The organism is Paracidovorax cattleyae (genome assembly GCF_900104515.1).
GTDB classification, from domain to species: Bacteria; Pseudomonadota; Gammaproteobacteria; order Burkholderiales; family Burkholderiaceae_C; genus Paracidovorax; species Paracidovorax cattleyae.
Window position 1 is genome coordinate 1 of the sequence record NZ_FNJL01000033.1, and the last position, 24,529, is coordinate 24,529.

General features: G+C 71.6%; 24 protein-coding genes and 1 pseudogene. 6 read left to right on the forward strand and 19 right to left on the reverse strand.

Features of this window, described 5'->3' with window-relative positions; genetic code table 11:
• The coding region (locus BLR05_RS26825) for a transposase (RefSeq protein ID WP_244160119.1) at window positions 1-275 on the reverse strand (275 nt) is incomplete at its 3' end.
• A 271-nt stretch (window positions 276-546) separates the two neighbouring features.
• Here BLR05_RS26825 and BLR05_RS21215 point away from each other — a divergent pair.
• On the forward strand, window positions 547-1,461 hold the full coding sequence (locus BLR05_RS21215) for a DMT family transporter (protein WP_092838680.1): 915 nt from the start codon (window positions 547-549) through the stop codon (window positions 1,459-1,461).
• A 144-nt stretch (window positions 1,462-1,605) separates the two neighbouring features.
• Window positions 1,606-2,436 carry an SDR family oxidoreductase gene (locus BLR05_RS21220; protein ID WP_092838547.1) on the forward strand — a complete coding sequence of 277 codons (831 nt, stop codon included), beginning with the start codon at window positions 1,606-1,608 and terminating at the stop codon, window positions 2,434-2,436.
• Between the two features lie 18 nt (window positions 2,437-2,454).
• Here BLR05_RS21220 and BLR05_RS21225 read toward each other — a convergent pair whose 3' ends face one another.
• The 8 genes from BLR05_RS21225 to BLR05_RS21255 form a co-directional block, all read right to left on the reverse strand.
• Window positions 2,455-3,912 (reverse strand): aldehyde dehydrogenase family protein, encoded by a 1,458-nt coding sequence (locus BLR05_RS21225; RefSeq protein WP_092838550.1) that lies wholly within the window; start codon window positions 3,910-3,912, stop codon window positions 2,455-2,457.
• A 2-nt stretch (window positions 3,913-3,914) separates the two neighbouring features.
• Window positions 3,915-4,574 carry a hypothetical protein gene (locus tag BLR05_RS21230; RefSeq protein WP_092838552.1) on the reverse strand — a complete coding sequence of 220 codons (660 nt, stop codon included), beginning with the start codon at window positions 4,572-4,574 and terminating at the stop codon, window positions 3,915-3,917.
• 11 nt (window positions 4,575-4,585) lie between these two features.
• On the reverse strand, window positions 4,586-6,082 hold the full coding sequence (locus BLR05_RS21235; RefSeq protein ID WP_208606041.1) for an aspartate aminotransferase family protein: 1,497 nt from the start codon (window positions 6,080-6,082) through the stop codon (window positions 4,586-4,588).
• A gap of 63 nt (window positions 6,083-6,145) precedes the next feature.
• Window positions 6,146-6,832, reverse strand: a complete 687-nt coding sequence (locus BLR05_RS26830; RefSeq protein ID WP_107204709.1) for a class II aldolase/adducin family protein — start codon at window positions 6,830-6,832, stop codon at window positions 6,146-6,148.
• The gene (locus tag BLR05_RS21240; protein WP_208606042.1) at window positions 6,829-8,472 is read right to left on the reverse strand and encodes a xylulokinase; all 1,644 of its coding nucleotides are present in this window, start codon (window positions 8,470-8,472) and stop codon (window positions 6,829-6,831) included. Before BLR05_RS21240 ends, BLR05_RS26830 begins: the two co-directional genes overlap by 4 nt.
• Window positions 8,473-8,480: 8 nt before the next feature.
• Window positions 8,481-9,368 (reverse strand): TorF family putative porin, encoded by an 888-nt coding sequence (locus BLR05_RS21245; RefSeq protein WP_092838558.1) that lies wholly within the window; start codon window positions 9,366-9,368, stop codon window positions 8,481-8,483.
• Window positions 9,369-9,431: 63 nt separating this feature from the next.
• Window positions 9,432-9,857, reverse strand: a complete 426-nt coding sequence (locus tag BLR05_RS21250) for a DUF2147 domain-containing protein (protein ID WP_092838561.1) — start codon at window positions 9,855-9,857, stop codon at window positions 9,432-9,434.
• 297 nt (window positions 9,858-10,154) lie between these two features.
• Window positions 10,155-11,312, reverse strand: coding sequence for an MFS transporter (locus tag BLR05_RS21255; protein ID WP_092838564.1), 1,158 nt, complete (start codon window positions 11,310-11,312; stop codon window positions 10,155-10,157).
• Between the two features lie 88 nt (window positions 11,313-11,400).
• Here BLR05_RS21255 and BLR05_RS21260 point away from each other — a divergent pair, with 88 nt between their 5' ends.
• Window positions 11,401-12,111, forward strand: coding sequence for a TetR/AcrR family transcriptional regulator (locus BLR05_RS21260; RefSeq protein ID WP_092838567.1), 711 nt, complete (start codon window positions 11,401-11,403; stop codon window positions 12,109-12,111).
• A gap of 19 nt (window positions 12,112-12,130) precedes the next feature.
• Here BLR05_RS21260 and BLR05_RS21265 read toward each other — a convergent pair whose 3' ends face one another.
• The 3 genes from BLR05_RS21265 to BLR05_RS21275 form a co-directional block, all read right to left on the reverse strand.
• Window positions 12,131-12,961, reverse strand: coding sequence for an urease accessory protein UreD (locus BLR05_RS21265; RefSeq protein WP_092838570.1), 831 nt, complete (start codon window positions 12,959-12,961; stop codon window positions 12,131-12,133).
• 74 nt (window positions 12,962-13,035) lie between these two features.
• On the reverse strand, window positions 13,036-13,545 hold the full coding sequence (locus BLR05_RS21270; protein WP_092838572.1) for a nucleoside deaminase: 510 nt from the start codon (window positions 13,543-13,545) through the stop codon (window positions 13,036-13,038).
• Window positions 13,542-14,564, reverse strand: a complete 1,023-nt coding sequence (locus BLR05_RS21275) for an ABC transporter substrate-binding protein (RefSeq protein ID WP_092838574.1) — start codon at window positions 14,562-14,564, stop codon at window positions 13,542-13,544. Before BLR05_RS21275 ends, BLR05_RS21270 begins: the two co-directional genes overlap by 4 nt.
• Before the next feature lie 571 nt (window positions 14,565-15,135).
• Here BLR05_RS21275 and BLR05_RS21280 point away from each other — a divergent pair.
• The gene (locus BLR05_RS21280) at window positions 15,136-16,149 is read left to right on the forward strand and encodes an isopenicillin N synthase family dioxygenase (protein ID WP_092838682.1); all 1,014 of its coding nucleotides are present in this window, start codon (window positions 15,136-15,138) and stop codon (window positions 16,147-16,149) included.
• A gap of 14 nt (window positions 16,150-16,163) precedes the next feature.
• Here the strand turns inward: BLR05_RS21280 and infA are convergent, their stop codons facing one another.
• Window positions 16,164-16,424 carry a translation initiation factor IF-1 gene (gene infA, locus BLR05_RS21285; protein WP_092838577.1) on the reverse strand — a complete coding sequence of 87 codons (261 nt, stop codon included), beginning with the start codon at window positions 16,422-16,424 and terminating at the stop codon, window positions 16,164-16,166.
• A gap of 55 nt (window positions 16,425-16,479) precedes the next feature.
• Window positions 16,480-16,692 carry a hypothetical protein gene (locus tag BLR05_RS21290; RefSeq protein WP_092838580.1) on the reverse strand — a complete coding sequence of 71 codons (213 nt, stop codon included), beginning with the start codon at window positions 16,690-16,692 and terminating at the stop codon, window positions 16,480-16,482.
• 412 nt (window positions 16,693-17,104) lie between these two features.
• On the opposite strand from BLR05_RS21290, the gene BLR05_RS21295 reads away from it, so the two are divergent.
• Window positions 17,105-17,317 (forward strand): hypothetical protein, encoded by a 213-nt coding sequence (locus tag BLR05_RS21295; RefSeq protein ID WP_092838583.1) that lies wholly within the window; start codon window positions 17,105-17,107, stop codon window positions 17,315-17,317.
• A gap of 49 nt (window positions 17,318-17,366) precedes the next feature.
• On the opposite strand, the gene otnI is transcribed toward BLR05_RS21295, so the two are convergent.
• Window positions 17,367-18,179 (reverse strand): 2-oxo-tetronate isomerase, encoded by an 813-nt coding sequence (gene otnI / locus BLR05_RS21300; protein ID WP_092838586.1) that lies wholly within the window; start codon window positions 18,177-18,179, stop codon window positions 17,367-17,369.
• Window positions 18,180-18,267: 88 nt separating this feature from the next.
• The gene (locus BLR05_RS21305; RefSeq protein WP_092838588.1) at window positions 18,268-19,047 is read right to left on the reverse strand and encodes an SDR family NAD(P)-dependent oxidoreductase; all 780 of its coding nucleotides are present in this window, start codon (window positions 19,045-19,047) and stop codon (window positions 18,268-18,270) included.
• A gap of 247 nt (window positions 19,048-19,294) precedes the next feature.
• On the opposite strand from BLR05_RS21305, the gene BLR05_RS26660 reads away from it, so the two are divergent.
• Window positions 19,295-22,507 carry a hypothetical protein gene (locus tag BLR05_RS26660; protein ID WP_092838685.1) on the forward strand — a complete coding sequence of 1,071 codons (3,213 nt, stop codon included), beginning with the start codon at window positions 19,295-19,297 and terminating at the stop codon, window positions 22,505-22,507.
• Between the two features lie 89 nt (window positions 22,508-22,596).
• Here BLR05_RS26660 and BLR05_RS27670 read toward each other — a convergent pair.
• The 3 genes and pseudogenes from BLR05_RS27670 to BLR05_RS21325 all read right to left on the reverse strand — a co-directional run.
• Window positions 22,597-22,773: pseudogene (locus BLR05_RS27670) on the reverse strand (GNAT family N-acetyltransferase); the annotation flags it as partial.
• 107 nt (window positions 22,774-22,880) lie between these two features.
• On the reverse strand, window positions 22,881-23,657 hold the full coding sequence (locus BLR05_RS21320) for an ABC transporter permease (RefSeq protein WP_019703587.1): 777 nt from the start codon (window positions 23,655-23,657) through the stop codon (window positions 22,881-22,883).
• Window positions 23,654-24,478, reverse strand: coding sequence for an ABC transporter ATP-binding protein (locus BLR05_RS21325; protein WP_092838591.1), 825 nt, complete (start codon window positions 24,476-24,478; stop codon window positions 23,654-23,656). The genes BLR05_RS21320 and BLR05_RS21325 overlap by 4 nt, the downstream gene beginning before the upstream one ends.
• Window positions 24,479-24,529: the final 51 nt, after the last annotated feature.

The window sequence follows — 24,529 nt, forward strand, 5'->3', positions numbered from 1 at the left end:
CTCGCCCTGTCCAGCAACTGGTATTCCATCTGCTCGTCCGACAGGTTGTACAGGCGCTTCAAGACCAGGATGCGCACCATCACCTCGACGGGATAGGCCGGCCGACCACCCTTGCGGCCATCGCCGCGCTCGATGAGTGCATCCACCAGCCGCGCCAGCTCGGCGAAGTCGATGTGCCGCGCGATTACCTGCAACGGATCGCCCACTTCATCTCTCTTATGCTGGCGCGACGCCTCGGCAAACAGATCGAACTTCAAGGCGCTGCGAGGAGAGATCATGGTGAGGAGGACGGCTCAGGTCTTGTCGGTGAACAAGGGAGTGGCCGGGTTTTGAGAGGTTCCCGGTAGAGATAGGTGGCGAGACGTAACAGTTCCACTCGCCGAAACGCATGCCGTCACCGCTTGACTGCTCTGTGCCAACCATGCCAACGAGGCTTCCCGGCCCATCGCGTCCCACACTGCCAGCCTTGCGCAAAGCCGCGGGCCGCGCGCCGCGGTGCATGCCACACTGCTGCTTTCCCCGCCTTCGCGCCCGCGCGCCCGTCCCGTGCCCTCCGATACCGCTGCTGCCTCTCCTCCCCCCGCAAAAGCCGCCACCGGCCTCGTCCTCGCCCTCGTGGGCGCCATTGCCTTCAGCGGCAAGGCCATCATCGTCAAGCTCGCCTACCGCTATGGGGTGGATGCGGTCACGCTGCTGATGTACCGCATGCTGTTCGCGCTGCCGATCTTCGCGGTGATGGCGTGGTGGGCGAGCCGGGGCAAGCCGCCGCTGTCGCGCCGCGACTGGGCGGGCATCGTGGGCCTGGGCGTCACGGGGTACTACCTCGCGAGCTTTCTCGATTTCGCCGGGCTGGCCTACATCACGGCGAGCCTGGAGCGGCTCATCCTGTACCTCAACCCCACGCTGGTGGTGGTGCTGGGCTGGCTGCTGTACGGGCGTGGCATCCGCCGCGGGCAGGTGCTGGGCATGGCGATCAGCTATTGCGGCGTGGTGCTGGTGTTCGGCCACGAAGCGAGCCTGCAGGGCAAGGACGTGGCCTGGGGCGTGCTGCTGGTCTTCCTCTCGGCCGTGAGCTATGCGGTCTATCTGGTGTACAGCGGCGAGATGGTGCGGCGCGTCGGCTCGCTGCGGCTGGTGGGGCTGGCCACCACGGTGGCGTGCGTGTGCTGCATCGCGCAGTTCGCGGCGCTGCGCCCGCTCTCGGCGGCCGTGGTGGCGCCCGAGGTGCTGTGGCTGTCGGTATGCAATGCGGTGCTGTGCACGGCCGTGCCGGTGCTGCTGGTGATGATGGCGATCGAGCGCATCGGCGCGGGCGCGGCGGCGCAGGCCGGCATGATCGGGCCGCTGTCCACGATCCTGATGGGCGTGTGGCTGCTGGGCGAGCCGTTCACGCTCTGGGTGGCGGCCGGCACGGTGCTGGTGATGGCGGGCATCTTCGTGTTCACGCGAATGCGGGCCTGAAGGGCAGGCGCCATCCGCTATTCCCCGGCACCCCACGCGGATGCCGTGCTTCCGTACCATCGCGGTTCCGGCGCCGGGCGCGCCACCAACCACCACTGCGTTGCCGCACCGTGCGGCACGGCGCGGAACGAAAGGACAAGCACTATGGATCTGGGTATCACGGGCAAATGGGCACTGGTCTGCGGCGCGAGCAAGGGCCTGGGCTACGGCTGCGCCGAGGCGCTGGTGCGCGAGGGCGTGAACGTGGTCATCAATGCGCGCAACCCCGAGGACCTGCGCCTGGCGGCCGCGCGGCTGGCTTCCGCGGGTGCGGAGATCACGGCGGCCGCGGGGCAGAAGGGACCCCCGCCGCAGGTGGTGGCCGTGGCCGCCGACATCACCACGCCCGGAGGGCGCGAGGCGGCGTTCGCCGCGCCCGGCGGGCCGGGGCGCGATTTCGACATCGTGGTGACGAACGCGGGCGGCCCGCCGCCCGGCGATTTCCGCGAGTGGGACCGCGAGGCCTGGATCCGCGCGGTGGATGCCAACATGCTCACGCCGATCGAGCTGATCCGCGCGACGGTGGACGGCATGGCGGCGCGCGGCTTCGGCCGCATCGTGAACATCACGTCGAGCGCGGTGAAGGCGCCGATCGACATCCTGGGCCTGTCCAACGGCGCGCGCAGCGGCCTCACGGGGTTCGTGGCGGGTGCCGCGCGCAGCGGGATCGCCGCGAAGGGCGTGACCATCAACAACCTGCTGCCCGGCAAGTTCGACACCGACCGGCTGGCGGCCACGATCCAGGCGGCCGTGAAGAAGTCGGGCAAGAGCGGGGACGATGTGCGCCGGGCCCAGCAGGCGGCCATTCCGGCCGGCCGCTACGGCACGCCGGAGGAATTCGGCGCGATCTGCGCCTTCCTCTGCAGCGTGCAGGCAGCCTATGTGACCGGGCAGAACGTGCTGGCGGACGGCGGCGCCTACCCCGGCGCGTTCTGAGCGGCGTCCCGCGGGCGCTCAGTGCCGGCCCGCGAGGCCGACCAGCAGGCGCGCGAGCGCCAGCCGGGCGCGCGTGTAGGGCGGGAACAGCAGCCGCAGCCCGTTGAGCGGGCCGTCGGCCAGGCAGGCACGCTCATGCGAGAAGGCGCGGAAGCCGTGCCAGCCATGGGCGCTGCCCAGCCCGGAGCGGTTCACGCCGCCGAAGGGCAGGCCGGCATGGGCGTATTGCTGCACGCACAGGTTCACGCCCAGGCTGCCGGAGCTGGTGCGCGCCGCCACCCGGGCGATGGCCTCCCGGTCGCGGCTGAAGATGTAGAGGGCCAGGGGCTTGGGCGCGGCGTTGGCGCGCGCGATGGCTTCGTCCAGCGTGTCGAAGGTGCGCAGCGGCATGACCGGCCCGAAGATTTCCTCGGCTTCGATGCGGGCGTCTTCCGGCACCTCGGCCAGCAGGGTGGGCGCGACGTAGCGCGCGGCCGCGTCGTGCGTTCCGCCGTCCAGCGCCACGGCGCCGCGCGCGAGCGCATCGTCCAGCAGTTCCGCCACGCGCGCGGCATGGCGCACGCTCACCATGCGCCCGAGGTCGGGGCTGGCGGCCACCGTGTCCGCACCGCGCCCGTAGTGCCGCGCGACCGCCTCGCGCCAGCATTCGGCGAAGCGGGCCGCAACGCTGCGGTGCACGAGCACGTGGTCGGGTGCGACGCAGGTCTGGCCGGCGTTGGCGAGCTTGCCCCAGGCCAGCATGCGCGCGGCGGCGGGCAGGTCGGCGCTCGCATCCACGATCGCGGGCGACTTGCCGCCCAGCTCCAGGGTGACGGAGGCGAGGTGGCGCGACGCCGCGGCCATCACCACCTGGCCCACGGCGGGTGAGCCGGTGAAGAAGATGTGGTCGAAGGGCAGGGCCAGCAGGTGCGTGGCGGTGGCCACGCCGCCCTCGACCACGGCCACTTCGGCGGAATCGAACACTTCCGCGATGACCTCGGCGACGAGGGCATTCACGTGCGGCGTGAATTCCGAGGGCTTGACGATGGCCGTGTTGCCGGCCGCCACGGCCGAGACCAGCGGGCCCAGCACCGTGTTCAGGGGGTAGTTCCACGGGCCGATGATGAGGCAGCGCCCGCGCGGCTGGCATTGCACTTGCGCCCGGGTGCCGATGGTGGCGAGCGTGGGGCCGACGCGGCGCGGCCGCATCCAGCGCTGCAGGTGGCGGATGGCGTGGCCGGCTTCGCCGAGCACCGGCAGCAGTTCGGTCAGCTCCACCTCCACCGCAGGCTTGCCGAGATCGGCGCGGAAGGCGGCATACCAGCGTTCGCGGCGCATCTGCACGGCACGGTGCAGGCGGCGCAGCATGCCGCGGCGCCGGGCGGCATCGGAGTGGCGCAGCGCCAGGGCCGTGGCGGCCTGCGCATCGAAGAGGGCGCGCACGGCGGCCTCGGAGGCATCCGGGGGTGCGTTATCGCGTGCGGGAGGCAGCAGCATGTTCAGTAGCCCTTGCTTTCCTCGGGCAGCAGGCCGTGCCGCACGCGCTGCCGGGCACTTTGCTCGTCCTTCATGAGCCGGCGGTTCGCCACGTGCCGCACGATCCAGGGCAGGGGCCGCACCGCGCCGCCGCTGGCCGTGGCGAGCACGTAGGCCTTGGCGCATTTCTCGAACAGCTCGGCATTGAGCGCCAGCCGCGCGCCGGTCATGCCCAGCGCCAGCGGGTCGCCCTCCACCAGCAGCACGTTGCCGCCCCGGCCGAGGGCGGATTGCAGCCGCCCGCCAGCCGCCGTGGGCTGGGGCGGTGGCATGTGGCCGAGGTGGCGCACCTGTTCGTCGAACACGCCGGGCATGGCGCCGCCGAAGCCTTCCAGGCAGAGCCCGAACGGGCCGCCACCGGAGGCCACGGCGCAGACATCGGGACGCAGCGCGTACACGCCCGCATGCAGCGGCGCGCGCGCATCGGCAGGTCCCAGGGCGCCCGGTTCGTCCAGGCCGAGCAGGGGCAGGCGGCGCGGCGCGACGTCTGCCGCGCGGCCGAACCACATGTCGCCGGTGCCGGGAATGCGCAGCGACAGCGCCGGCCGGCGGCCGCCCAGCAGCTGACGGGCCTCCAGGCGGTCGCGCAGCGTGTGCCAGAGTTGCTCGAGGGTTGCGTCCATGGCAGTCTTCCTCACACCAGCGCGAACACGTCGTCGAAGCGGTTGAGGGCGTCGTCGATGACGCCGTCCGTATCGGCCAGGCTGGTGTAGATGCGGCTGCCCGCCAGCGTGACCAGGCCGTGCGCGGTGTAGGCCGCGCCGATCTCTTCCATCATGTGCTTGCGTTCCTTCGCCTCGTTGCGCACCCGGATGAGCTTCCACAGGCTGCCCGTGTCCAGCAGCAGCACGCCCGAGGTCTGCAGGTGGACGATGGAGCCCATGTTGTAGGCCACGTAGGGCAGGCCGCGGCGGCGGATGATGTCTTCCAGCCCGGCGCGCAGGCGGTCGCCGGCCCGGCCCGCGGCCACGGCGGCCTGGGTGCGCTCGGCCTCGACGAGGGCGTGGTAGCCCGCGGCGCACGACAGCGGGTTGGCCGAGAGCGTGCCGCCCACGAAGGCCCGGCGCGAGGTGGTGCCGATGCCGCCCACCAGCGACATCATGATGTCGCGCCGCCCGCCGATGGCGCCGGCCATGGGGTAGCCGCCGGTGAGGCACTTGCCGAGCACGGTGATGTCCGGCACGACGCCGAAATAGGCCTGTGCGCCGCCCATGCCGACGCGGAAGCCCGTGACGACCTCGTCGAAGATCAGCAGCGCGCCGAACTCGTCGCACAGCGCGCGCACCTGGCGGTTGTAGTCCGCGAAGACGGGCCGCGTGCCGCTTTCGGGGCCCAGGGGTTCGAGCAGGACCGCCGCCGTTCCGCCGCGCAGGCGGTTGAGCTGCAGCTTGCGCCGCAGGGCGTCGAGGTCGTTCGGCGGGCATTCCTGCGTGGGGCCGGTGGCGCCGCGCGGGATGCCCGTGGCCTCCATGCGGCCGGTGTTTGGCAGGCGCATGCCGTAGACGAGCTGGTCGCTCCAGCCATGGTAGGCGCCGCCGATCTTGATGATCCGGTGCTTGCGGGTGAAGGTCCGCGCCAGCCTTACCGCGCCCATCACGGCCTCGGTGCCGGAGCCCAGCAGGCGCAGCATCTCCACGCCGGGCATGTGGCGGCACACCAGCTCGGCGAGCTTGACTTCGTATTCGTGCAGCAGGCCGGTGACCGGCCCGCAGCCGTCCAGCAGCTCGTGCATTTTCTGGCGCACGGCCGGATGGTTGCTGCCCAGCAGCGTGGGGCCGCCGGCCTGCAGGAAATCGATGTAGCGGTTGCCGTCCACGTCGGTCAGGTAGGCGCCTTCGGCCTGCGCGATGGCCAGGGGGAAGGGGTGGTTGAATGCCAGGTTGTGCTGGATGCCGCCGGGGATGACGGCCCTGGCCTGTTCGGCCAGGCGCTTCGATCCCGCGCATTTCTCGTCGAACCAGCGCAGCACCTTGGGCATGGCATCGCGCCGCACGGGGCGCATGGGCTGGCGGACCAGCTCGGCGAAGCGGTCATAGAGCGCGGCGGTGCCGGGCCAGGCGGAGATGGCGGAAGGCACCGTGGCGGGGCCGGTGGCGGCAGGGGCGGAGGGAGGGGGGGCGGGGTGTCTCATGGCGTTGGCGGCGAAAGAAAAGGGCTGGGGCGGGCCTTCCCGGGGTGGGGCGGTCTGCAGGGGCTAGTGGGTTGCGCGAGGCGGGTGGGGCCCGGCGTGCTGCCGGAGCGCGTCGTGGACGCGCCACAGCGCATCGCTGCCGGCGGTGTCGGCGATGGCGGTGGCCGTGGCGGCGCGTTCTGCGATCCGGTCGGCCAGCAGTGCGCGAGCCAGGGCTTCCAGGTCGTCCACCGCCTGCAGGGCGGCCTGGCTGTCCCGGCCGCAGCACAGGATGCCGTGGTTGCGCATCAGGTAGGCATGTGTGCCGGGCCGCACCGTATGGGCGAATTTGGCTGCGAGCAGGCCGGTGCCGGAAGGGGCGTAGCCCACCATGGGCAGGAAGGGGCCCAGCTTGGCCTGCCAGCGCGGCGGCACGGGCACGGCGCGGCCCAGCAGGGCCAGGGCACTGGCGATGGGCTGGTGCGTGTGGATGCTGCAGCCGGCATCCGGCCGCGCGCGCAGCAGGCCGGCGTGCAGGCCAGCCTCCACCGATGGGGCACGGTCGCCATCGACCTGCTGCAGGTCCGACAGGCGCAGCACGCAGACGTCGGCAGGCCGCATCGCGTGGTAGTCGATGGCCGAGGGCGTGACGGCCACGTGCCCGGCATCGAGGCGCAGCATGATGTTGCCGCCCGTGCCGGCGAAATAGCCGAGGCGCGACAGGGTGAGGCAGAGGTCCACGACGTGCTGTTTCTGGGCGAAGTGCTTCATGGCGATTCCGGAACGGCCGTGGGGGAGGCGGGGGCCGGTGCCGCGGCGGCATCGGTGGTGGTGGCCGGCGCGTTCAGCCGGCGGTAGAGGGGTGCCAGGCGGGTGCGCACTTCCTTGAAGGCCTCGAACTTGTCCGCATACAGGCGCTGCAGCGCGGCGTTGGGCTCGTAGACGCGGCGCGTGCGGCGCAGCCGGTGCAGCCCGGAGAACTCCAGCTCGCCGGTGCCCACGCCAGCGATGAAGGCCGCGCCGATCGCGTTGGCCTGGATGGGGTTGTCGGGCTGCCGTATCGGCTGGCCCGTGACGTCCGCCATGATCTGGCACCAGACCTCGCTCTGCGCGCCGCCGCCCACCGCGGTGACGGTGCCGGGATCGCGGCCGAGCAGCCTGGCGAAGGGCTCCATCATCCAGCGCGTGTTCAGCGCCACCCCCTCCAGGAAGGCACGGAAGATGTCTTCGCGCGAGTGCTCCAGGGAGAGGTTGACGAGCCCTGCGCGCAGCCGTGGGTCGTCCACCGGCGTGCGCTCGCCGAAGAGCCAGGGGGTGTAGATCAGGCCGCGCGCGCCGGGCGGTACCCGGGCGGCGATGCGGTTGAGCACTTCGTACACCTCGGGGTGCTCCTCGTCGCTGGCGAGTTCGTCGGGGTGGTAGAGGATGCGGTCGCGCAGGAACGAGAGGTTCGCCCCGGCGGTGGATTGCAGCGCCATGGCCAGGTAGCGGCCGCCCACCGCGCAGGGCACGGCGGCGATCTTGCGGAACACGTCGGTCTTCATGGCCGGCACGTGCGCGCCGAGCCAGGACGAGGTGCCCAGGTAGAGGTGCGTGGCGTGGTCGTCCACGGCCGCGCCCACGGCGACGGCGGAGTTGTCCACCGCTCCGGCCACCACCACGGTATGCGGGTCCAGGCCCAGGGCCCGCGCGACCTCGGGCCGCAGCGGGCCCAGCACGTCGGTGGACTGCACGATCTCGGGCAACTGGCACGCCTCGATGCCCAGCCGCTTCAGCAGGCCCGCGTCGTAGCGGACGCGGTGGGGATCGCGGTTGTCGGTCACCCAGGCCGTGAGGATGGAGTCCTGCGTGGCGCACACGCGGCCGCACAGGCGCATGTTGAGGTAGTCCAGCGCATTGAGGAATTTGTCGGTGCGCTCGTAGAGGTCGGGGCGCTCGTCGCGCACGTAGGCGATGTGGCCGGCGATGTCGCGGCCGGTGCCGGAGGGTGCCCCGCCCGTCAGGCGCAGCCAGCGCCACAGCTTCAGCGGCGCGTAGCCCGCGATGTTGGCGAAGCGGCCCCGGGTGCGCCGGGCGATGGCGGCGGCCCCGCGGGCATCGAGCCAGCTGATCGCCCGACCGAGGGGCCGGCCGGCGCGGTCCACGCACACGGTGACCTCGGTCTGGGTGGAGCAGCAGACGGCGACCACCTGCCGGCGCCGCGCCGCATCGGCCTGCAGCAGTTCGGCGGCGGCATCGAGCAGGGCCTGCCACCAGTGTTCCGGATCCTGCTCGGCCTGCATGCCCTGCACGTGCAGGGCCACGGGGCGGAAGGACCAGGCATGCACGGCACCGTCCAGCGACACGAGCGCGCACTTGCAGCCGGAGGTGCCGAGATCGATGGCCAGGACCAGCCTTTGGGCGAGGGGCATGACCATCTTCAGAACTTGCGCGAGACGGCGAGCACGAGGCGGTTGCCGTCGGCCGCGCGCAGCCGGTCGCCGTCCACCACCTGGAACATCTCGCGCACGCGGGTGTGCGGCATGACGTATTCGGCGCTCCAGTCGAAGCCCCAGCGGCGGTGCAGGATGCCCACCGAGTAATCGGAGAAGTCCACCTCCTTGAAGTGGCGGATCTTCTGCGTGCCCGCGTGCAGTTTCAGCGTGGTCTGTGCATCCAGCGCGATGCGGTAGTCCAGGTCGAACAGCCAGCTGCCGCGCGAGTTCTGCTCGCCGCGGGCATAGCATTCCAGCGCGCGCGTCGGATCGGACGAAACCGACAGGATCTGGCCGCAGACGCCACCGGTATCGGCGCCGCGGTAGGTCTTGGAGATCACGTTCAGGATGCGCCCTTCTAGCGCGCCCCAGCCGATCTCCAGCACCGCGTACGAGGTGTCGTAGCGGGTCGTGCGGAAGTCCGTCGGCGCCCCGGCGCCGGGGTCGATCGCATGCGGCGCGCTGAAGCTTGCGCCGGGGAAGAACTCGGTGGCGAGCCCGGCGCCGAAATGCCAGCCATCCGGATCGCCGAAGCGCCATCCCGCGCCCAGCAGCAGGTTGTAGCCGTCGCTGCCCGTATAGGCCTTGCTGCTGACGGTGGAGAACTGCGCCTGAGCGACCAGGCCGCTTTCATGGGCGACCTGCACGCTCAGCTGCGCGCCGGGGCGCATGACCGAATCAGAAATGCCGCGCGTGCGCTGGTCGCTGACGAGCTTCACCTCGGTCTCGACGACATAGCTGGCGGTCTCGTCGGCCGGGGCGGCGCCAGCGGCGCCGCCATACAGGGCGCCGACGGCACCGAGGGCGGCGATGGGGAGCAGGGTGGAGTGCATGGAGGGCCTTTCTGGAGCGGGGCGGGGCAGGGCGTGGACGGGAGACGGCATGGGCGGGCCGTGTCAGTGCCGGCAGGCCGGCGCCGCGGGGATCTCGGCCACGCGCTGCAGCCGCTCGGTCTGGCCGAGCAGTTCGGTGCCCACGAACGCCCGCACCTGCAGCTCGCCCGACTTCACGCGCAGCGCGCCCTTGTATTTGCGGCTGTCGCGCGGGTCGTACACCCAGCCGTCGCGCCAGGCGTCGTTGTCGTAGCGCTCCAGGCGCGCGATCTGCGCGCCGCAGGTGTCTCGGGGCTGGCCGGCGTCCTTGTCCCAGACGACCTGCCCGCAGAGCGCGGAGGGTGCGTCGGCGCAGGGCTTGAACTCCAGCACCGCGTCCTTCTCCGCGGTCATCCACAGCCCCTTGGCGTCGTCTGGAGCCGCCCGGGCCGGCGACAGGAATGCCGACAGCAGGCCGGCGGCGAGGAGGAAGCGCGTGCGTGGCGTCATGGAGGGTTCCATGTTGTTTGATAGTGATGACTATTTTATAGCTATGACTATTTTTATGACAACGGTGTGGCATCCGTAAAAACCCTATCCCGGCATGGAAAAACCGTGGAAGGACAGGCCTCACGTGGGGAGTGGAGTGCGGCGGGGCGCGGCGTGGGCGAAGACCGTCGGCGCGGCCCATGCCGGCAGACATGCCCCGGGCCGGAGGTGGCGATGGATCGGGCCGGGCGCTGTGCCGTTAGCGGCGCGCCCCGGGGGGCGGCAGGGCGGTGGGGGCGCACCGCGGCCTTCGCCGCGTCAGCGGGCCAGCGCGCGGCGGCGGGCTGCGGATCCCAGTGCGAGCACGAGCACCGCGGCCGCGCCGAACGCGGCGCTGACGAGCGGAACGGTCCGCGCCTGCTCGCCTTCGACGAAGAACGATGCGGCCAGCGGGCCGCACGCGATGCCGAGCAGCTGGGCGGCAGGCACCAGCGAGGCCACGCGGCCGCTGGGGTCCGCATCGAGGGCCAGGCGCATCTGGAACGGCGTGATGAACAGCCACAGGAAGGCGAACAGGCCGCACAGCAGGACGAAGGCCGTGGTGCCGCCGCCGGCCGTGGCCGGTACCGACAGGGCCACGGCCCCCAGCAGCACGGAGGCGGGCAGCAACACCGCCGTTGCGCCCACGCTGCGCACGAGGGCCGACCCGCAGCTGCCGCCGACGACCTGGATGCCCAGGCAGGCAGCGATCAGCGTCTGTACGGCCGTGGCCGAGAGACCCGCGTCCCTGCCCAGGGGCTCCACATAGGCCCAGAGCGCGCCCAGCGTGGACAGTTGCAGGAAGGCCGCGAGCAGCGGCATCGCGCGCGCGGGCGTCCAGGCGAAGCCGCCGTTGTCCGCCGCCGGCAGGGGCTGCAGCGAACGGGGCAGCGCGGGCGCCAGCACCGCCGGCACGGCCAGCAGCGCGGCCAGCAGGGTGAATGCGCCCTGCCAGCCGTGGGCCGGGATGACCACGTGCGCCAGCAGCAGGCCGGCGAGCGCCTGGGCCACCGTCTGGGTGACGAAGAAGGCGCCCGCGATCCGGTCGGGCTGGGCGCTGCGCACGATCACGGCCGTGGTGCCCCAGACCAGGATGCCTTCGGCCAGGCCCGCCGCCCCGCGCACCAGGGCGAAGCCCAGTACGCCGCTGGCGTGCAGCGTGCCCCAGTCCAGCGCCGCGGCGGTTAGTGCGGCGCCGGCCGTCGCCAGGGGGAGGAACCGGAGGGGCAGCACCTGGTCGCCGAGCAGCACGCCCAGTGCCAGGGCGATGATTTCCGCCATGGCGACTGCGCCCAGGCCGTCGAGGCCGAGGCGACCGGCCTCCAGCAGTTCCCCGAGCAGGATCGGCTGCAGTCCCAGGGTCAGCAGCGCGAGCGATCCGACGCCCAGGGCCGACAGCAGGGCGACGGGGCGGATCTCTTGCTGGATGCAGGTCATGGGAGTGTCCGGAAAATAGTGATTGCTATCGTATAGTCAATGGGCCCGGAATGCCATCCACCATACCCTGGGAGAATCCCGAACCGACATGACCAAAACCGCCGCTTCCCGGCCCCGCCGGCCCCAGCCCGACCTGGCCACCAAGGTGCAGCCCGCGCAGCAGCGCGCGGCCGACACGTTCGAGCGCATCCTCGAAGCCGCCGCGCAGACCCTCGACGATGTGGGCATCGAGCGGCTGTCCACCAACCTGGTGTGCGAGCGGGCGGGCCTGACGCCCCCGGCCCTCTACCGCTACTTCCCCAACAAGTACGCGCTGCTGTCCGAGCTGGGCCAGCGCCTGATGCAGCGCCAGAACGAATGCGTGGGGCGCTGGATCGGCGCGGAGGTGTTCTCGCACGGTGAGCAGGCCCTGGCGAGCGCGCTGGAAGGGCTGTTGCTGGACACCTACGAGGTCACGCGCAGCACCCCCGCCGGGGTGTGGATCATGCGCGCCATGCGCGCCGTGCCTGCGCTGCAGCAGGTGCGGCTCGCCTCCCACGCCGAGGTGACGCAGGCGCAGACGGAGCTGCTCGCGCAGGTGCTGCCCGGGACGGACCGCGGTGAGCTGCGCCTGGCCAGCCGCGTCGTGGTGGAGATGATCTATGCCGCCGTGGAGATGCTGTTCGACGAGGCGCTGGACCCGAAGGCCGTGGCGCGCACCGTGGCCGCCATGCTGGCGAGCCAGCTGGGGCGCACGGCGCATGCAGCGCCCCCGGTGCCTGCCGCGGCCTCCCGGCCTGCGCGCAAACGCACGCGCTGACCGCAGCCGGCGCGGCGGGCTACATCGCCCAGATGCGCGGCAGCCGGGCCGGCAGGCCCCACAGGTGCGTGCGCCAGGCGCCCCAGGCCTGCCGCAGCAGTTCCATGGCCGGCTCCACCACGGGCGCCAGCACGCGCACCACCACCACCTGCGGGTGCGGGCTGGTCGCGCCCGCGGTGTCCCGCAGTGCATGGGCATCGATCACGGCGCGGGCCGCGTCCAGGGCCGACTCCCGGCGCTCCCGCGGCAGCGCCTCGCCGGCCACGAAAAACACCGAGGCCAGGCAGCGGTGCCCGGCCAGGCCGAGGTGGCCGTCCATCAGCAGCGTGTCGGCGGCGTCGATGGTGCCGCGTTCCAGCCAGATGCCGGGCACTTCGATGTGCTGGGTGAAGCGCCCTTCGGCGAAGGGCTGGCCCGAGTGCGGCAGGCCCAGCGCCGTCACGTCCCAGGCGATGCATTCGGCGCCCGGCGCGAGCGAGAGGGCGAGCCGGTTCTCGGCCTGGCAGGCGCTGTGGCACAGCGCCTCCAGCGGCAGCCATTCGAGGCGCGCGCCGGCGGCCAGCGTGGCCTGCGTGCGCTGCAGCGCGGGAGCGCCGGTGGAGCGATAGAAGCGCGTGGCGCCCGGCGTGGTGACGAGGCCGTGGGCCCCCGGCGCCACCGTGGCCGCGATGTCCAGCGTGTCCCCGCCCACCAGTCCGCCCGGCGGATGCACGAGCACGTTGTGGCAGATGCCGTCGCCTTCGGGGTAGAGGCTCTGCAGGATGCGCAGCGGACCGTCGTGGAGGAAGCGGGCCACGGTGCGCGGGCCTTCCCGCCGGTAGTCCAGTTGCAGGCGGGCGTGCCAGGTCATCGGTCGGGGTTGCCTTGCGGTCGTTGCGTGGGGTGGGTGGAGCGAGCGCCGCATGATAGCGGCGTGCCCGGGCGTCACGCCTTCCAGGCGCCCTCGTGCGATGCGGAGGCTTCGGCGACCAGCGCCGGGCCGATGCAGTCGATCGGGTGCGGCGAGGCGTCGAAGACGTCGCGGCAGGAGAGTTCCGCGTCGCGCTGCTCCTGCCGCTCGCCGCGGAAGCCGCGCAGGCGCACCGCGTCGATGCCATAGACCACGCGGCCGATGTTGGCCCAGAAGATGGCACCCGCGCACATCACGCAGGGCTCGCCCGACGAATACAGCGTGGCGCGGGCCAGGACCTCGCGCGGATGCTGCGGGCTCGCCACGCGGATGGCGGAGGTTTCGGCGTGCGCCGTGCAGTCGCCGGTTTCTCCGTTGGCGTTCCAGGCCTCCGCGAGCACCGTGCCGTCGTCGCCGACGATCACCGCGCCGAACGGCCGGTTGCCGCGCGCGCGGGCCTTGTCCGCCAGGGCGATGGCCTGCCGCAGGTAGCGGCCGTCGCGTTCGTCCAGCGGCATTTCCTCGGGCAGGGGCATGGCGCTCATGCGGCGCCTTTCGGGCCTGCGGGCAGGAAGCCGTTGTTGAACACCCGCTCGGGCGCGGGCTTCGCGGCCAGCTGGAACACGGTGGCCACTTCGTCGATCTGGCGCTCGAGCACGTCGGGCTGCACGCTGCCCAGGGCCTGGGCCTGCAGGTCCGGCGGCGCCAGGTACTGCCGGGTGATGGACCAGCGCTCGCGTTCCACATCCATGTTGAGGATGGGTTCGCGCGCCTTGATGGCCGCCAGCGCCGCATCGGGGTTGGCGAGGGTTTCGCGCAGCGCCCGCTGGCTGGCGCGCAGGAAGCCGCGCGCCGCCCCGGGCTTTTCCTGCAGCAGCCGGCCCGCCAGCAGGGCGTTGCCGTACAGGTGCAGCCCGGCCTTGCCGTATTCGAGCACGGCGAGGTCCCTGGGCGGCATGCGCGCGAACAGCGACACGGCGGAGTCGTGGAAATAGGTGGCGGCATCGACGTCGCCGCGCACCATCACGTTGTCGCGGGCGCTGAAGTCGGTCGTCACCCACTCGAAGAGGTCGGGGCCGGTCTTGAGCGCGCGCGCCACCATGGGCCAGCAGCGGCGGGTGGATTCCACCGCTGCCGCTGCCACGCGCTTGCCCTTGAGCGACATGAAATCGGTGGTGATGCCGCGGTCCTTGCGGCCGATGATGACGAAGGGGGCGCGCTGGTAGTACTGGTAGATGGCCTGCACCGGCGTGCCGGGGTTCTGGGCCTGGAACTCGACCAGGGAGCTGAGATCTCCCAGGCCCAGGTCGTAGGCGCCGCTGACCACGCGCGTGATGGACGCCACGGAGCCCGAGCCCACGTCGATGCTCACGTCCAGTCCCTCTTCCCTGTAGTAGCCCTTGGCGAGCGCGAGGAAGAAGGGCGATGTCTGGCTGGTGACGCGGAAGTCGAGCGTGAACTTCAGCGGAACGAGCGTGCCCTGCGCATGGACGAAGGGCGCGAACGGGGCCCCCAGCGCGGCGGTGGTGGCGAGGGAGCGTGAGAGAAACTGGCGTCGTTGCATGGCCGTGCCTTGTTGGTCATTGCGTGATGGCCAGTGCGCCGCTCGGCGTGCGCCGCGCGCAAGGGCACGGCGCACCGCCGGGCGCGCACCGGTGCGGATCGAGCAATTTCCGGGCGACGGCGGGGTGGGCCCCGCCGTGCTGAACGCTTCTACTCGCCGGCGTCAATGCATGAAGCATGCCCATCGTGACGCCGCCGGCACGGCACGCGAAAGCCGGGGCGGGCGGCGTTGGTGCTGCGTTGGTGCGCCATGGGCGCGCCGGCAGTGCACCGCCGTTCCTGCATTCCTCGTTCTGGTGCGCGCGGTCACCGCGGCAGTGCGGGGGACGGCGGTTTTGCCTGGCCCGCGGATTGCATCCGGCTCTGGCGAGAGTAGAAGCGTTCAGCAGGGCCGCCACCCCGTTTGCCGGGGGCGGCCGGCGGGTCATTGCTCTTGAAGCCGGAACCGGCACCGTGCCCGGCACGGGGCCGGAGCCTTTCCCACTTCAAGGGCCTGCGCCGCGTGCGCCATGGAGGGTGACCATGGGCGTGCTTCCACGGCCCCTGCATGCTGCAACGACAAGGAAACCACCATGACTTCTGCCACCATTCCCGGCACGGCCGACCACTCCGGCGTCCAGGAGGAACTCTCCCGCGAGGCCCGCATGGGCGGGCTGGGCGAAGAAACGCGCGAGCGCGAGGTGCGCTGCATCGACATCTCGGATTTCGACCGCCGCAAGGAAGAGATCGCCGAGCAGCTCTGGAGCGCGTCGGTCGATATCGGCTTCTTCCAGGTGTCCCACCACGGCATTCCCATCGAGGACGTCTGCGCGGCCTTCGGGCGGGCCGAGGCCTTCTTCGCGCTGCCGCGCGAGACCAAGGCGCAGTGGCCGCTCGCGCGCAACGCGGGCTGGGAGCACAAGGCGCAGATCCGCCCCTCCACGCGCACGCCGGACCAGAAGGAGTCCTACCAGGTCACGCGCCCGCGCATGGAAGGCCTCTGGCCCACGGACGAGGAACTGCCGGGCTTTCGCGCGGCCACGCTGGCGTTCGAGCGCCAGTGCTGGGAGGTGGGCATGCGCCTGCTCTCGTGCTTCGCGTGGAAGCTGGGGTTCGACGACGCGTTCTTCACCCGCGCGCACGATCCGTCCGTGCCCGCCTACCAGAGCACGCTGCGCATGCTGCATTACTTCGCGGTGGATCCGGCGCTGAAGGATGAACTGGGCCTGTGGCGCGCGGGCGCTCACACCGACTTCGACTGCCTGACGCTGCTGTTCCAGAAGCCGGGGCAGGGCGGGCTGCAGGTGCTGCCGGGCAAGGAGATGGAGGGCCGCCGCTGGACGCCGGTGGAGCCCGCGGAGGGCGTGATCACCTGCAACATCGGCGACATGCTCATGCGCTGGAGCGACGACGTGCTGCCCAGCAACTTCCACCGGGTGCGCAATCCGCTGCCGCACGAGTACCAGGGAGCGCGCTACAGCCTGGCGTTTTTCTGCCAGGCCAACGAGGATGCGGTGATCGCGGGCCCGGCCGGCACGCACCCGCCGATCACGGCGGGCGAATACCTGAAGCAGCGCATCAGCGCGAACTTCTCCAACCGCTACTGACGAAAAGGGGGCGGTCAGCGCGCGCCCCGCTGGGGAGGGCGCGGGCCGCCGCGGCCTTCGATGTGCCGGAAGGTGAGCCGGCCCTTGTTGAGGTCATAGGGGGACAGCTCCAGCGACACGCGGTCGCCGGCGAGCACGCGGATGCGGTGCTTGCGCATCTTGCCGCCGGCATAGGCGACGAGCTGGTGCCCGTTGTCCAGGGTCACGCGGAAGCGGGAGTCGGGCAGGACTTCCTCGACTTTGCCTTGCATTTCGATCAGGTCTTCTTTGGACACGGAACTCCTTCGGGATGGTGGGAAAGAAAGGGATGCATGGGCGCGGGGCCGTGCGTCAGGCCGCGCCGTGCAGGGCGATGTGCCGGCCCTGGTCGAGGGCGTAGCGCGAGGCCAGGGCATCGCTGTCGAACTGCGGCAGGAAGCGGAAGACGCGGTCGTGCATGCCGCGGCGGATGGAGACGGAGGCGGTGTAGCGGCCGGATTCGATGCGCCGGATCAGCGGCGTGACGAGGTAGCGGCCCACGGCCAGGGCGACGGGTGTGTGCATGTCGGAACGAAAAAAACGGGCGTACGGCGCGCGCACGCGGGGAAAACACAGGACGCCGGTGTAGGCCGGGCGCAGCCGGATGGGAGGCCGGCGGCGTGGAAGCAGTCGGCGGGAGCCGCCGGGAGCGACGCGGGCCGGGAGTCCGGAACGGAGCGCGTCGTGAAAAAGGGGGGGAGCTTGCCGGAAGGAATGCGGGCCGTGTTGCAGGCCCGGTGCGGCGGGGGCATGCGGGACGATGCGTGCGCCGTGGGCCCCGGCATGGCAGGCACGTCGCCAGGGCCGCCACAGTGTAGCGCATGCGCGCCGGCCGGTGTGCGGCAAAGGCCATGTGTTGCGCGCTGGCACTGGGCCACCGTGCCTGCATGCTGCCGTGCTAGCCTGTGTCTTGATTTTTCAACCGAAGGTACGTTGCATGGCTACCGCGTCCACTTCCACCGCCCGGCTGGGCGAACTGCGCGAGGCATTGCCCCGCATCGACAGGTTGTTGCGCAGCAACCAGGCGGGCCAGATCGGCGAGGACGTGATCGACGAACTCGTCCAGTGCTCCTGGATGGAGTGGAACGCGGGCGCGCTGCGCCTGACGGCCACGGGCCAGAACATCTGCCGGCAGATGCAGGCCCGCTGATCCGGGCCGCGCAAACGTTTGCGCCACGGCGTGCCGCCGCAGGCCGCCCTCAGTCCGGCGCCACCGCGCGCCAGGGCGCCATCCAGCCCAGGCCTGCGCTGGTGCCGCCCGCTTCCGCGCCGCGCGCGGGCCGGTATTCGCAGCCGATCCAGCCGGCGTAACCCAGCGCATCGACGAGGCGCAAAAGATAGGGGTAGTGCAGTTCGCCCACGTCGGGTTCATGGCGTTCCGGCGCGCCGGCGATCTGCAGGTGGCCCACGCGGCCCGTGGGCAGGTAGCGCCGCAGCTTCGTGGCCACGTCGCCTTCGCCTACCTGGCAGTGGTAGAGATCCATCTGCACCAGCACGTGCGGGCTTCCGATCCCGTCGATCCAGGCATGCGCCTCCTCCTGACGCCGCAGGAAATAGCCGGGCATGTCGCGGCCGTTGATGGGCTCCAGCATCAGCGCGATGCCGTGCGGGGCCGCCAGGGCCACCGCATCGCGCAGGTTGGCGGCATAGGTGGCGCGCAGCGCCGCGGGGTCGGCCCCCTCGGGCACGATGCCGGCCATCACGTGGATCCGCGGGCAGGCCAGGGCGCGGGCATAGGCGACAGCCTGCACGATGCCGTCGCGAAACTCCGCCTCCCTGCCCGGCAGGCAGGCCAGGCCGCGCTCGCCGGCCTCCCAGTCGCCAGGCGGCGCATTGAACAGCACCTGCTGCAATCCATGGCGATGCAGCAGGCCGGCCAGCCGGTCTGCCGGATGGGCGTAGGGGAACAGGTACTCCACCCCGCGGAAGCCATCGCTGGCCGCCGCGGCGAAGCGGTCGGTGAACTCCATCTCCGGATAGAGCATGGACAGGTTGGCGGCGAAGCGGGGCATGGCGGGTGTGCGCTGAACGGCGGTGCGCCATTGTGCCGGGCCCCCGCCGCGCCGGCCGGGCAGCGAGCGGTTTCCGCTGCTGCCGCCGCTACTGCTCGGTGTAGTGGTAGGTCAGGCCGCCGTCCACGAAGTGCGTGCCGCCCGTGATGTAGCGCGCCTCGTCGCGCACCAGGAAGGCCACCAGCCCGGCCACGTCCTCGGGCTGGCCCATGCGGCCGAGGGGGATCTGGGCATTGAGCGCGCGCAACTGCTTCGGGTTGTCCAGCAGCTGTGCGTTGATCGGGGTGGCGATGGCGCCCGGCGCGACGTTGTTCACGCGGATGCCCAGCGGGGCGAGTTCGCTCGCGAGGTTGCGCGCCAGCATGCGCAGCGCGCCCTTGCTCGCGCAGTACGAGGCGAAGTGCGGGAAGGCGATCTCTTCGTGCACCGAACTGATATTGACGATGGCGCCCCCGCTCTTGCGCGCCCGCAGGTGCCGCACGAAGGACTGCGTGGCAAAGAACAGGCCCTTCACGTTGGTGTCCATGACGAGGTCGTAGTCCTCCTCGGTCACGTCCCAGAAATCGGCGCGGCGCTCCACGCCCGCATTGTTCACCAGGATGTCCAGACCGCCGAGCGCCTGCGCGGCTTCGTCCGCCAGCCGGCCCGCCTCGGCCGCGCCCCGGCTGAGGTCGGCGGCCACGTACACCGCGCGGCGGCCGAGTGCGGCGATGCACTCGATGAGGCCGCCGGGCGCTCCGTCGGGACTGCGCCCGTTGAGAACGACATCGGCACCGTCCTGCGCGAGCCGCAGCGCGATGGCGGCGCCGATGCCTTGCGTGCTGCCGGTGACGAGGGCCTTGCGGCCGGCGAGGGGTGCTGGGGCCATGGGGCGATCCCTTTCCTGAAAGAGCCGATGGATGAGTGGCCACTGTAGGGATGGCGAGGCCGCAACCGCGTAGTCCGGAGACTCTCCGGCGAGTGGGAAACCTGCGGCCGGTGGCAGGGACCGGCGCACCGGCCCGGCAGGGGTGCCGGCAATCCCGCCCGCCATGCGTGCGCAGCGGAGTCGGGTTCCTGGGGATGGCTTCGCGCACCCGCTGGGCACGGCGGCGGCGGACCGGCAGGATGGGGCCGTGTCCCTGCTCGGCAAACTTACCCGCTGCTTCGGTATCTCCCGGGTCGCTTTCGACACGCCGGCCGGCCAGGCGCAGCGGATGCCGTCGCTGGCCAGCACCGCCGTGCGGCCGCTGGACGCGCCGGCCCGCCGGCCGGAGCGCCAGCCGCGGGTGGACTCCTCCCGCCCTCCGCGAGGCGCGGTGCCGGGCGCCGCCGCAGGGGCCGGCACGGCGGGCGCGCCGCGCGGCACGGCACGCACCGGCAGCGCAGGTGGCATGGCGTCCCATGCCCTGCTCGATGCGATGGAGCAGGCCCGGCCCGACATGTCCCGGTGCGTCCGTTCGCTGTTCGGCCGCACGGCCCGCCGCTTTGGCGCAGCGGCGGACCTTGCCGATGCACTGTCGCAGGTGGATGTCTCGCGCATGGCACCGATTCCGGGCTTGCCCGGTGCGCCGCGCGTGCTGCTGGCGCAGGCGATTGCCGCGGCCACCGGAGGGGATGCTGCCCTGGCCCTGGACGCACTCGCCGTGCTGCAGGAGACGGACCCGGCCCGGGAAGTGGCGACGGCCTGGCGGCAGCAGCAGGCCGCCGCTTCCGAAGGCGATGCCGGATCGGTGTATGGAACGCCCGCGGAATCTCTGGACGGCAGCGAGGATGGATCGGAATACGGGACGGTCCGGCCCTCCCTGGGGGCCGATGGACCGGACCTCTCCATGCCGCGGCATTCGTCCGACAGCGTGGAAGCAGACGGGATGGCCCGCGCTGTCGCTGCCAGGCAGGCGGCGTGGCGGACGGCCGCCGCGCTGGCCGCCACGCCCATGGGGCAGGACGTGCTGCAGGCCGTGGTCGCCGTTCCGGTGGAGGCTGCGCAGCGCCAGGATTTCGCGCTGCTGCTGAAGGCGGCTGCGGCCCTGCCGGAGACCTTGCTGGACACTGCCGGGGGGCCGGCCGAGGGATTGGCTGCGGGAGCGGATCCCGCCGCGCTGCTGGCCCGGGCCGGGGCACGGGACTGCCTGTCGGGCCAGGCGATCGCCTGTGCCGCCGCCCGGATGGCCGGCGACGTGCAGGCCGCCCGGCCGCATCAGTGGGCGCTGGCCGCCGTGCGCAACGACCTGTTCGAGACGGGCCCTGGCTCGGACTTTGCCGCGATCGACGCGCGGCTCGTGAAAACAGGGCGCTGGATCGAGCGGGCTGCGCCGCAGCAGGGCAGGCTGCTGCGCAATCCCCTGGTCGGAAAGACGCCTTTCACGGCCTTGCGGCATGGCACGCAGGGCGTGGAGCGAGGGCCCGCCATCGCGCGCCACCGCCGGGCCCGCGAAGCCGCGCTGCGCGAGGCCGCCGGGGGCCTGCAGGCGCACCTGGCCGATGCGGCCCTGCGCATGCGCACGCCGGGCCCCGGGCAGGTGCCCGAGGCGCTGCTGCGCGCCGCGGTCCTGGCGCACTGCCTGCAGGCTGCGGCCGCGGAGCCGTTCGAGCGAGAGGGCTTCGATGAAGCGGCCCTGGGCGATATCGCCGAGCGCCTGGCCGGCATGCTGTCGCCGGGCCTGGACGCGGACGGGCGGGCGGGCCTCGCCCACCGGCTGGCCGGTGCGCCCGGGCTGCAGGCGCTGGCCACCCTGCGCTTCGACGAACGGACCATGGAGCGTTGGCTCGCCGAGGCCCGTGCGGCAGCCGGCGGCGCTGCGCCGGCAGCGCAGGATGGGCCGGCAGGCCTGAGCGAGGCCGCCGCGGCGCTGGCGCGGGCGCACGAGGAAGCGGTGGGGCGCGACACCCGCGTGCCGGTGGTCGATCGCGAAACCGTGCGCACGGCGCTCAAGGAGATCATCGCCCGCCTCGAAGGATCGAGCCGCCTGCGCCTCAGCAGCGGGGGCCTGGTGGGCGTGGGGCTGCGGCAGATCACGTCGTCGGTCAGTGCGATCGCGAGCGCTTTCTTCCTGCGAGGCCGGATCGATGGCAGGGTGCAGCGCGGCCGGCAGGCCGTCTTCGAGATCGCGATGCCGCCCTACGACATGGAGATCGTGCTGGGCACCCAGCGCCAGGCGGCCCGGCAGGTGGGCGTGGGTGCCTTCGTGGGGCCGGACATCGGCCTCGCCAAGGCAGGCGTCAACGTGGACACCGTGCTCTACGGCAGCGAGCGCGCCGACGTGAGCGGCATTTCGCTGCGCCTGCCGCGCGTCGGACGGCCCGTCCCGGAACTGCGGGCCGAGTTCTCTGCCCTGGTGGACGCGTTGCTCGACGGATGCCACGGCGGCGCGCATTCGGGCGATGGGCCGCCGCTGCTGCAGCGCCTGCTGCAGGCGTTTCCCGAACTGACCGTGAACCGCATCGGCCGCGCCGGCGACGGCCGGCGGCGGCATGCGCTGGGCGTGGACGCCGCAGCCTCGGCCGGGCGCTGGGGGGCCAAGCTCAGCGGCAGCGTCGGTGGATTCGTCGAGGCCCAGCGCAACGTCACGAAGCACTATGCCGACGCGACGGGCCACATGCGTGTCGAGCGTTCGATCGAAGGGCACTTGAACAAGGCCGGGGTGGCAGCCAGGGTGTCCGCCGGTTTCGGTACATCGCTCGCGTCGGCCACCGCCGCGTCCGGTGGCGTGGACCTCTCGGTCGCGGCGCTCCAGGCCGGCGCGGCTGCGGAGAATGTCTTCTCCGGCCTGTCACGCCGCCGGGAGGCCGTCTATGAAGCGGGGCGCCTGCACCCGCTTTCGTTCGTCGAAACCGAATACCAGAACGTCGATGCCTTCCTCGAGGCGATGGAGCCGCAGGCCGCCGCTTGGGTCGATGCCGGCATCGAACAGCCCCGGCTGGATGCGCTGCTGCAGGCGGTTCGGCAGCATGTGGCGCCGATCCACAGCTTCGCGGCGCGCTCCACGGTGACGCCCGCCATGCGCCAGCGGGACGACGCCTACCGCTCGGCCCTGCAACTGTGCGCGCAGCATCCGGGCAGCCCGCCGGACGCGGCGCAGGCGCTGGCCGCCCGGATCGAATCCCAGTGGACGGATCCGGCCGCGGTGCAGCCCTATTCGCTGCGCTCCTACGAGCGCCGCATGGTCCAGCGCACGCGCGGCATCGATCTGGTGGTGCAGTGGGCCAGCCTGGAGGCGGCCGAGGCGTCCCACATCGACAACCGGATCGACGTGCCGGCCCGGCGGCCGGCGCCTGCGCCGGCACAGGCGCCTACCCGCCCGGAGGGCCCGCCAGCAATTGCTGCAGGCGCCGCGGGTAGTGGTTGAGGAAGTCCCGCGTCACCTCGAAATGCTCGGTGTCCGTACACGTGCAGGGCATGGGTGTTGAAGGCCCGGACGTTCAGGCGTACTCGGACACCTCCTTGCCGCGCCACCCAGTCCTGGGCCAGTTGCATGAGTTTCCTGCCGATGCCCCGGCCCCGCTGGCTTGCGGTGATGCCGACGCTGCCCACGCGGCCGAAGCGCACCCTGCGAATCGGCGACGAAGGTCGCGGCATCGTCCCGGCCGCTGCTGCCGCTCCAGTGCGCCGCATCCCGGTCCGCCGCGTTCACTTCCTCGCCGAGTGCGCAGATCGCGTGGAGGTCGGTGTCGGTGGCTTCGCGGTAGGCGGGTATCCGGAAATCGCAGGGCTGCGGTCCTTCATTCCCCCTGCGATCCCCGCCGTGCCCAGCCGGTGGTGTGCTTCTCCAGCACGCTGAAAAGCTCGTACATCACCATCGCCATCGCGCCCACCACCATCAGGCCGGCGAAGGCCAGGCCCATCTGCATGGACGATCCGGCAGAAATCAGCAGGTAGCCGATGCCTTCGTTGGCGGCGGTCATCTCGCTCACCGTCGTGCCCACGAAGGCCAGCGTGATGGCGACCTTGAGCGAGCCGTAAAAGTAGGGCAGCGAGCGCGGCAGGCCGACCTTGGTGAGCACGTCCCAGCGCCGCGCGCCCAGCACGCGCAGCACGTCCTCCAGCTCCGGCTCCAGGGTGGCCAGGCCGGTGGCGATGTTCACCATGATCGGGAAAAAGCTGATCAGGAACGCCGTGAGGATGGCCGGCCCCGCGCCGATGCCGAACCACACCACGAGGATGGGCACGAACGCGGCTTTGGGCAGCGCGTTGAAGGCGGTCATGAGCGGGTAGATGGCGGCGTAGGCCAGGCGCGAGGAGCCGATCACGAAGCCCAGCAGCACGCCCACCACGATGGCGATGCCGAAGCCCGCCATGGTGACCCAGAAGGTGCGCCAGGCGTGGCCCGCGATGATCCACTTGAACTCCACCAGCTGGTTCCAGATGGCCAGCGGGCTGGGGAAGATGAATTCCGAGACGCCCAGGCCCGAGCAGACGACCTGCCAGAGCACGATCACCGCGAAGAGCAGGACCCAGGGCGACCAGCGCTCGACGCGCTTGCGGTGCTGTGCGTTCATTGCATGATCTCCCCACCGGCCTTGCGCAGCGCCCCGATGTGGCCGCGCAGCTCCAGCACGATGTCGGTGAATTCCTTGGTGTAGGTGAGCTCCAGGTCGCGCGGCCGCGGCAGCTCGATGTCGCGGCGCACGACGAAGCGGCCCGGGCTCCTGCTCATCACATAGACCGTGTCCGCCAGGAACACGCTCTCGCGCAGGTCGTGCGTGACGAGGATGACGTTGAATTGCTGCTCGGCCTGCAGGTCGCGCAGGATGCACCACAGCTCCTCGCGCGTGAACGCGTCGAGCGCGCCGAAGGGCTCGTCGAGCAGCAGCATCTGCGGCTCGTGGATGAGCGCGCGGCAGATGCTGGCGCGTTGCTGCATGCCGCCCGAGAGCTGCCAGGGGTACTTGTCCTCGTAGCCCGCCAGGCCCACTTTCTGGAGCAGGGTACGGGCGCGCGCTTCGTACTCCTTGCGGCGGGCTTTGAACTGCGAGCGGTGCGGCTCCACGATCTCCAGCGGCAGCAGCACGTTGTTCACCGTGGTGCGCCATGGCAGCAGCGAAGGCGCCTGGAAGGCCATGCCCGAGATCTTCAGCGGCCCGGTCACCGGTTCGCCCGCGATGCGGATCTTGCCCATGGAAGGCATGCGCAGGCCCGTGGCCAGTTTCATGAAGGTGGACTTGCCGCAGCCCGAAGGGCCGACGATGGCGATGAACTCGCCGCGCCGCACCTGCAAATCGATGGCTTCCACCGCGAAGTGGTTGGCGCGCAGCAGCTCTTCGTTGTAGGCGAGCCAGACGTCGCGGAAGTCCACGAAGAAGGTTTCGGTGGCCTGCATGGGGAAAAATCCTGAACGGGGTGTGCCGGAAACCCGGCGGCGGACGGTGCC

Coding starts and splice junctions, on each gene's coding strand:
- BLR05_RS21220 (WP_092838547.1), top strand. CDS start 1,606: ATGGATCTGGGTATCACGGGCAAATGGGCACTGGTCTGCGGCGCGAGC.
- BLR05_RS21225 (WP_092838550.1), bottom strand. CDS start 3,912: ATGCTGCTGCCTCCCGCACGCGATAACGCACCCCCGGATGCCTCCGAG.
- BLR05_RS21230 (WP_092838552.1), bottom strand. CDS start 4,574: ATGGACGCAACCCTCGAGCAACTCTGGCACACGCTGCGCGACCGCCTG.
- BLR05_RS21235 (WP_208606041.1), bottom strand. CDS start 6,082: ATGAGACACCCCGCCCCCCCTCCCTCCGCCCCTGCCGCCACCGGCCCC.
- BLR05_RS26830 (WP_107204709.1), bottom strand. CDS start 6,832: ATGAAGCACTTCGCCCAGAAACAGCACGTCGTGGACCTCTGCCTCACC.
- BLR05_RS21240 (WP_208606042.1), bottom strand. CDS start 8,472: ATGCCCCTCGCCCAAAGGCTGGTCCTGGCCATCGATCTCGGCACCTCC.
- BLR05_RS21245 (WP_092838558.1), bottom strand. CDS start 9,368: ATGCACTCCACCCTGCTCCCCATCGCCGCCCTCGGTGCCGTCGGCGCC.
- BLR05_RS21250 (WP_092838561.1), bottom strand. CDS start 9,857: ATGACGCCACGCACGCGCTTCCTCCTCGCCGCCGGCCTGCTGTCGGCA.
- BLR05_RS21255 (WP_092838564.1), bottom strand. CDS start 11,312: ATGACCTGCATCCAGCAAGAGATCCGCCCCGTCGCCCTGCTGTCGGCC.
- BLR05_RS21260 (WP_092838567.1), top strand. CDS start 11,401: ATGACCAAAACCGCCGCTTCCCGGCCCCGCCGGCCCCAGCCCGACCTG.
- BLR05_RS21265 (WP_092838570.1), bottom strand. CDS start 12,961: ATGACCTGGCACGCCCGCCTGCAACTGGACTACCGGCGGGAAGGCCCG.
- BLR05_RS21270 (WP_092838572.1), bottom strand. CDS start 13,545: ATGAGCGCCATGCCCCTGCCCGAGGAAATGCCGCTGGACGAACGCGAC.
- BLR05_RS21275 (WP_092838574.1), bottom strand. CDS start 14,564: ATGCAACGACGCCAGTTTCTCTCACGCTCCCTCGCCACCACCGCCGCG.
- BLR05_RS21280 (WP_092838682.1), top strand. CDS start 15,136: ATGACTTCTGCCACCATTCCCGGCACGGCCGACCACTCCGGCGTCCAG.
- BLR05_RS21290 (WP_092838580.1), bottom strand. CDS start 16,692: ATGCACACACCCGTCGCCCTGGCCGTGGGCCGCTACCTCGTCACGCCG.
- BLR05_RS21295 (WP_092838583.1), top strand. CDS start 17,105: ATGGCTACCGCGTCCACTTCCACCGCCCGGCTGGGCGAACTGCGCGAG.
- otnI (WP_092838586.1), bottom strand. CDS start 18,179: ATGCCCCGCTTCGCCGCCAACCTGTCCATGCTCTATCCGGAGATGGAG.
- BLR05_RS21305 (WP_092838588.1), bottom strand. CDS start 19,047: ATGGCCCCAGCACCCCTCGCCGGCCGCAAGGCCCTCGTCACCGGCAGC.
- BLR05_RS21320 (WP_019703587.1), bottom strand. CDS start 23,657: ATGAACGCACAGCACCGCAAGCGCGTCGAGCGCTGGTCGCCCTGGGTC.
- BLR05_RS21325 (WP_092838591.1), bottom strand. CDS start 24,478: ATGCAGGCCACCGAAACCTTCTTCGTGGACTTCCGCGACGTCTGGCTC.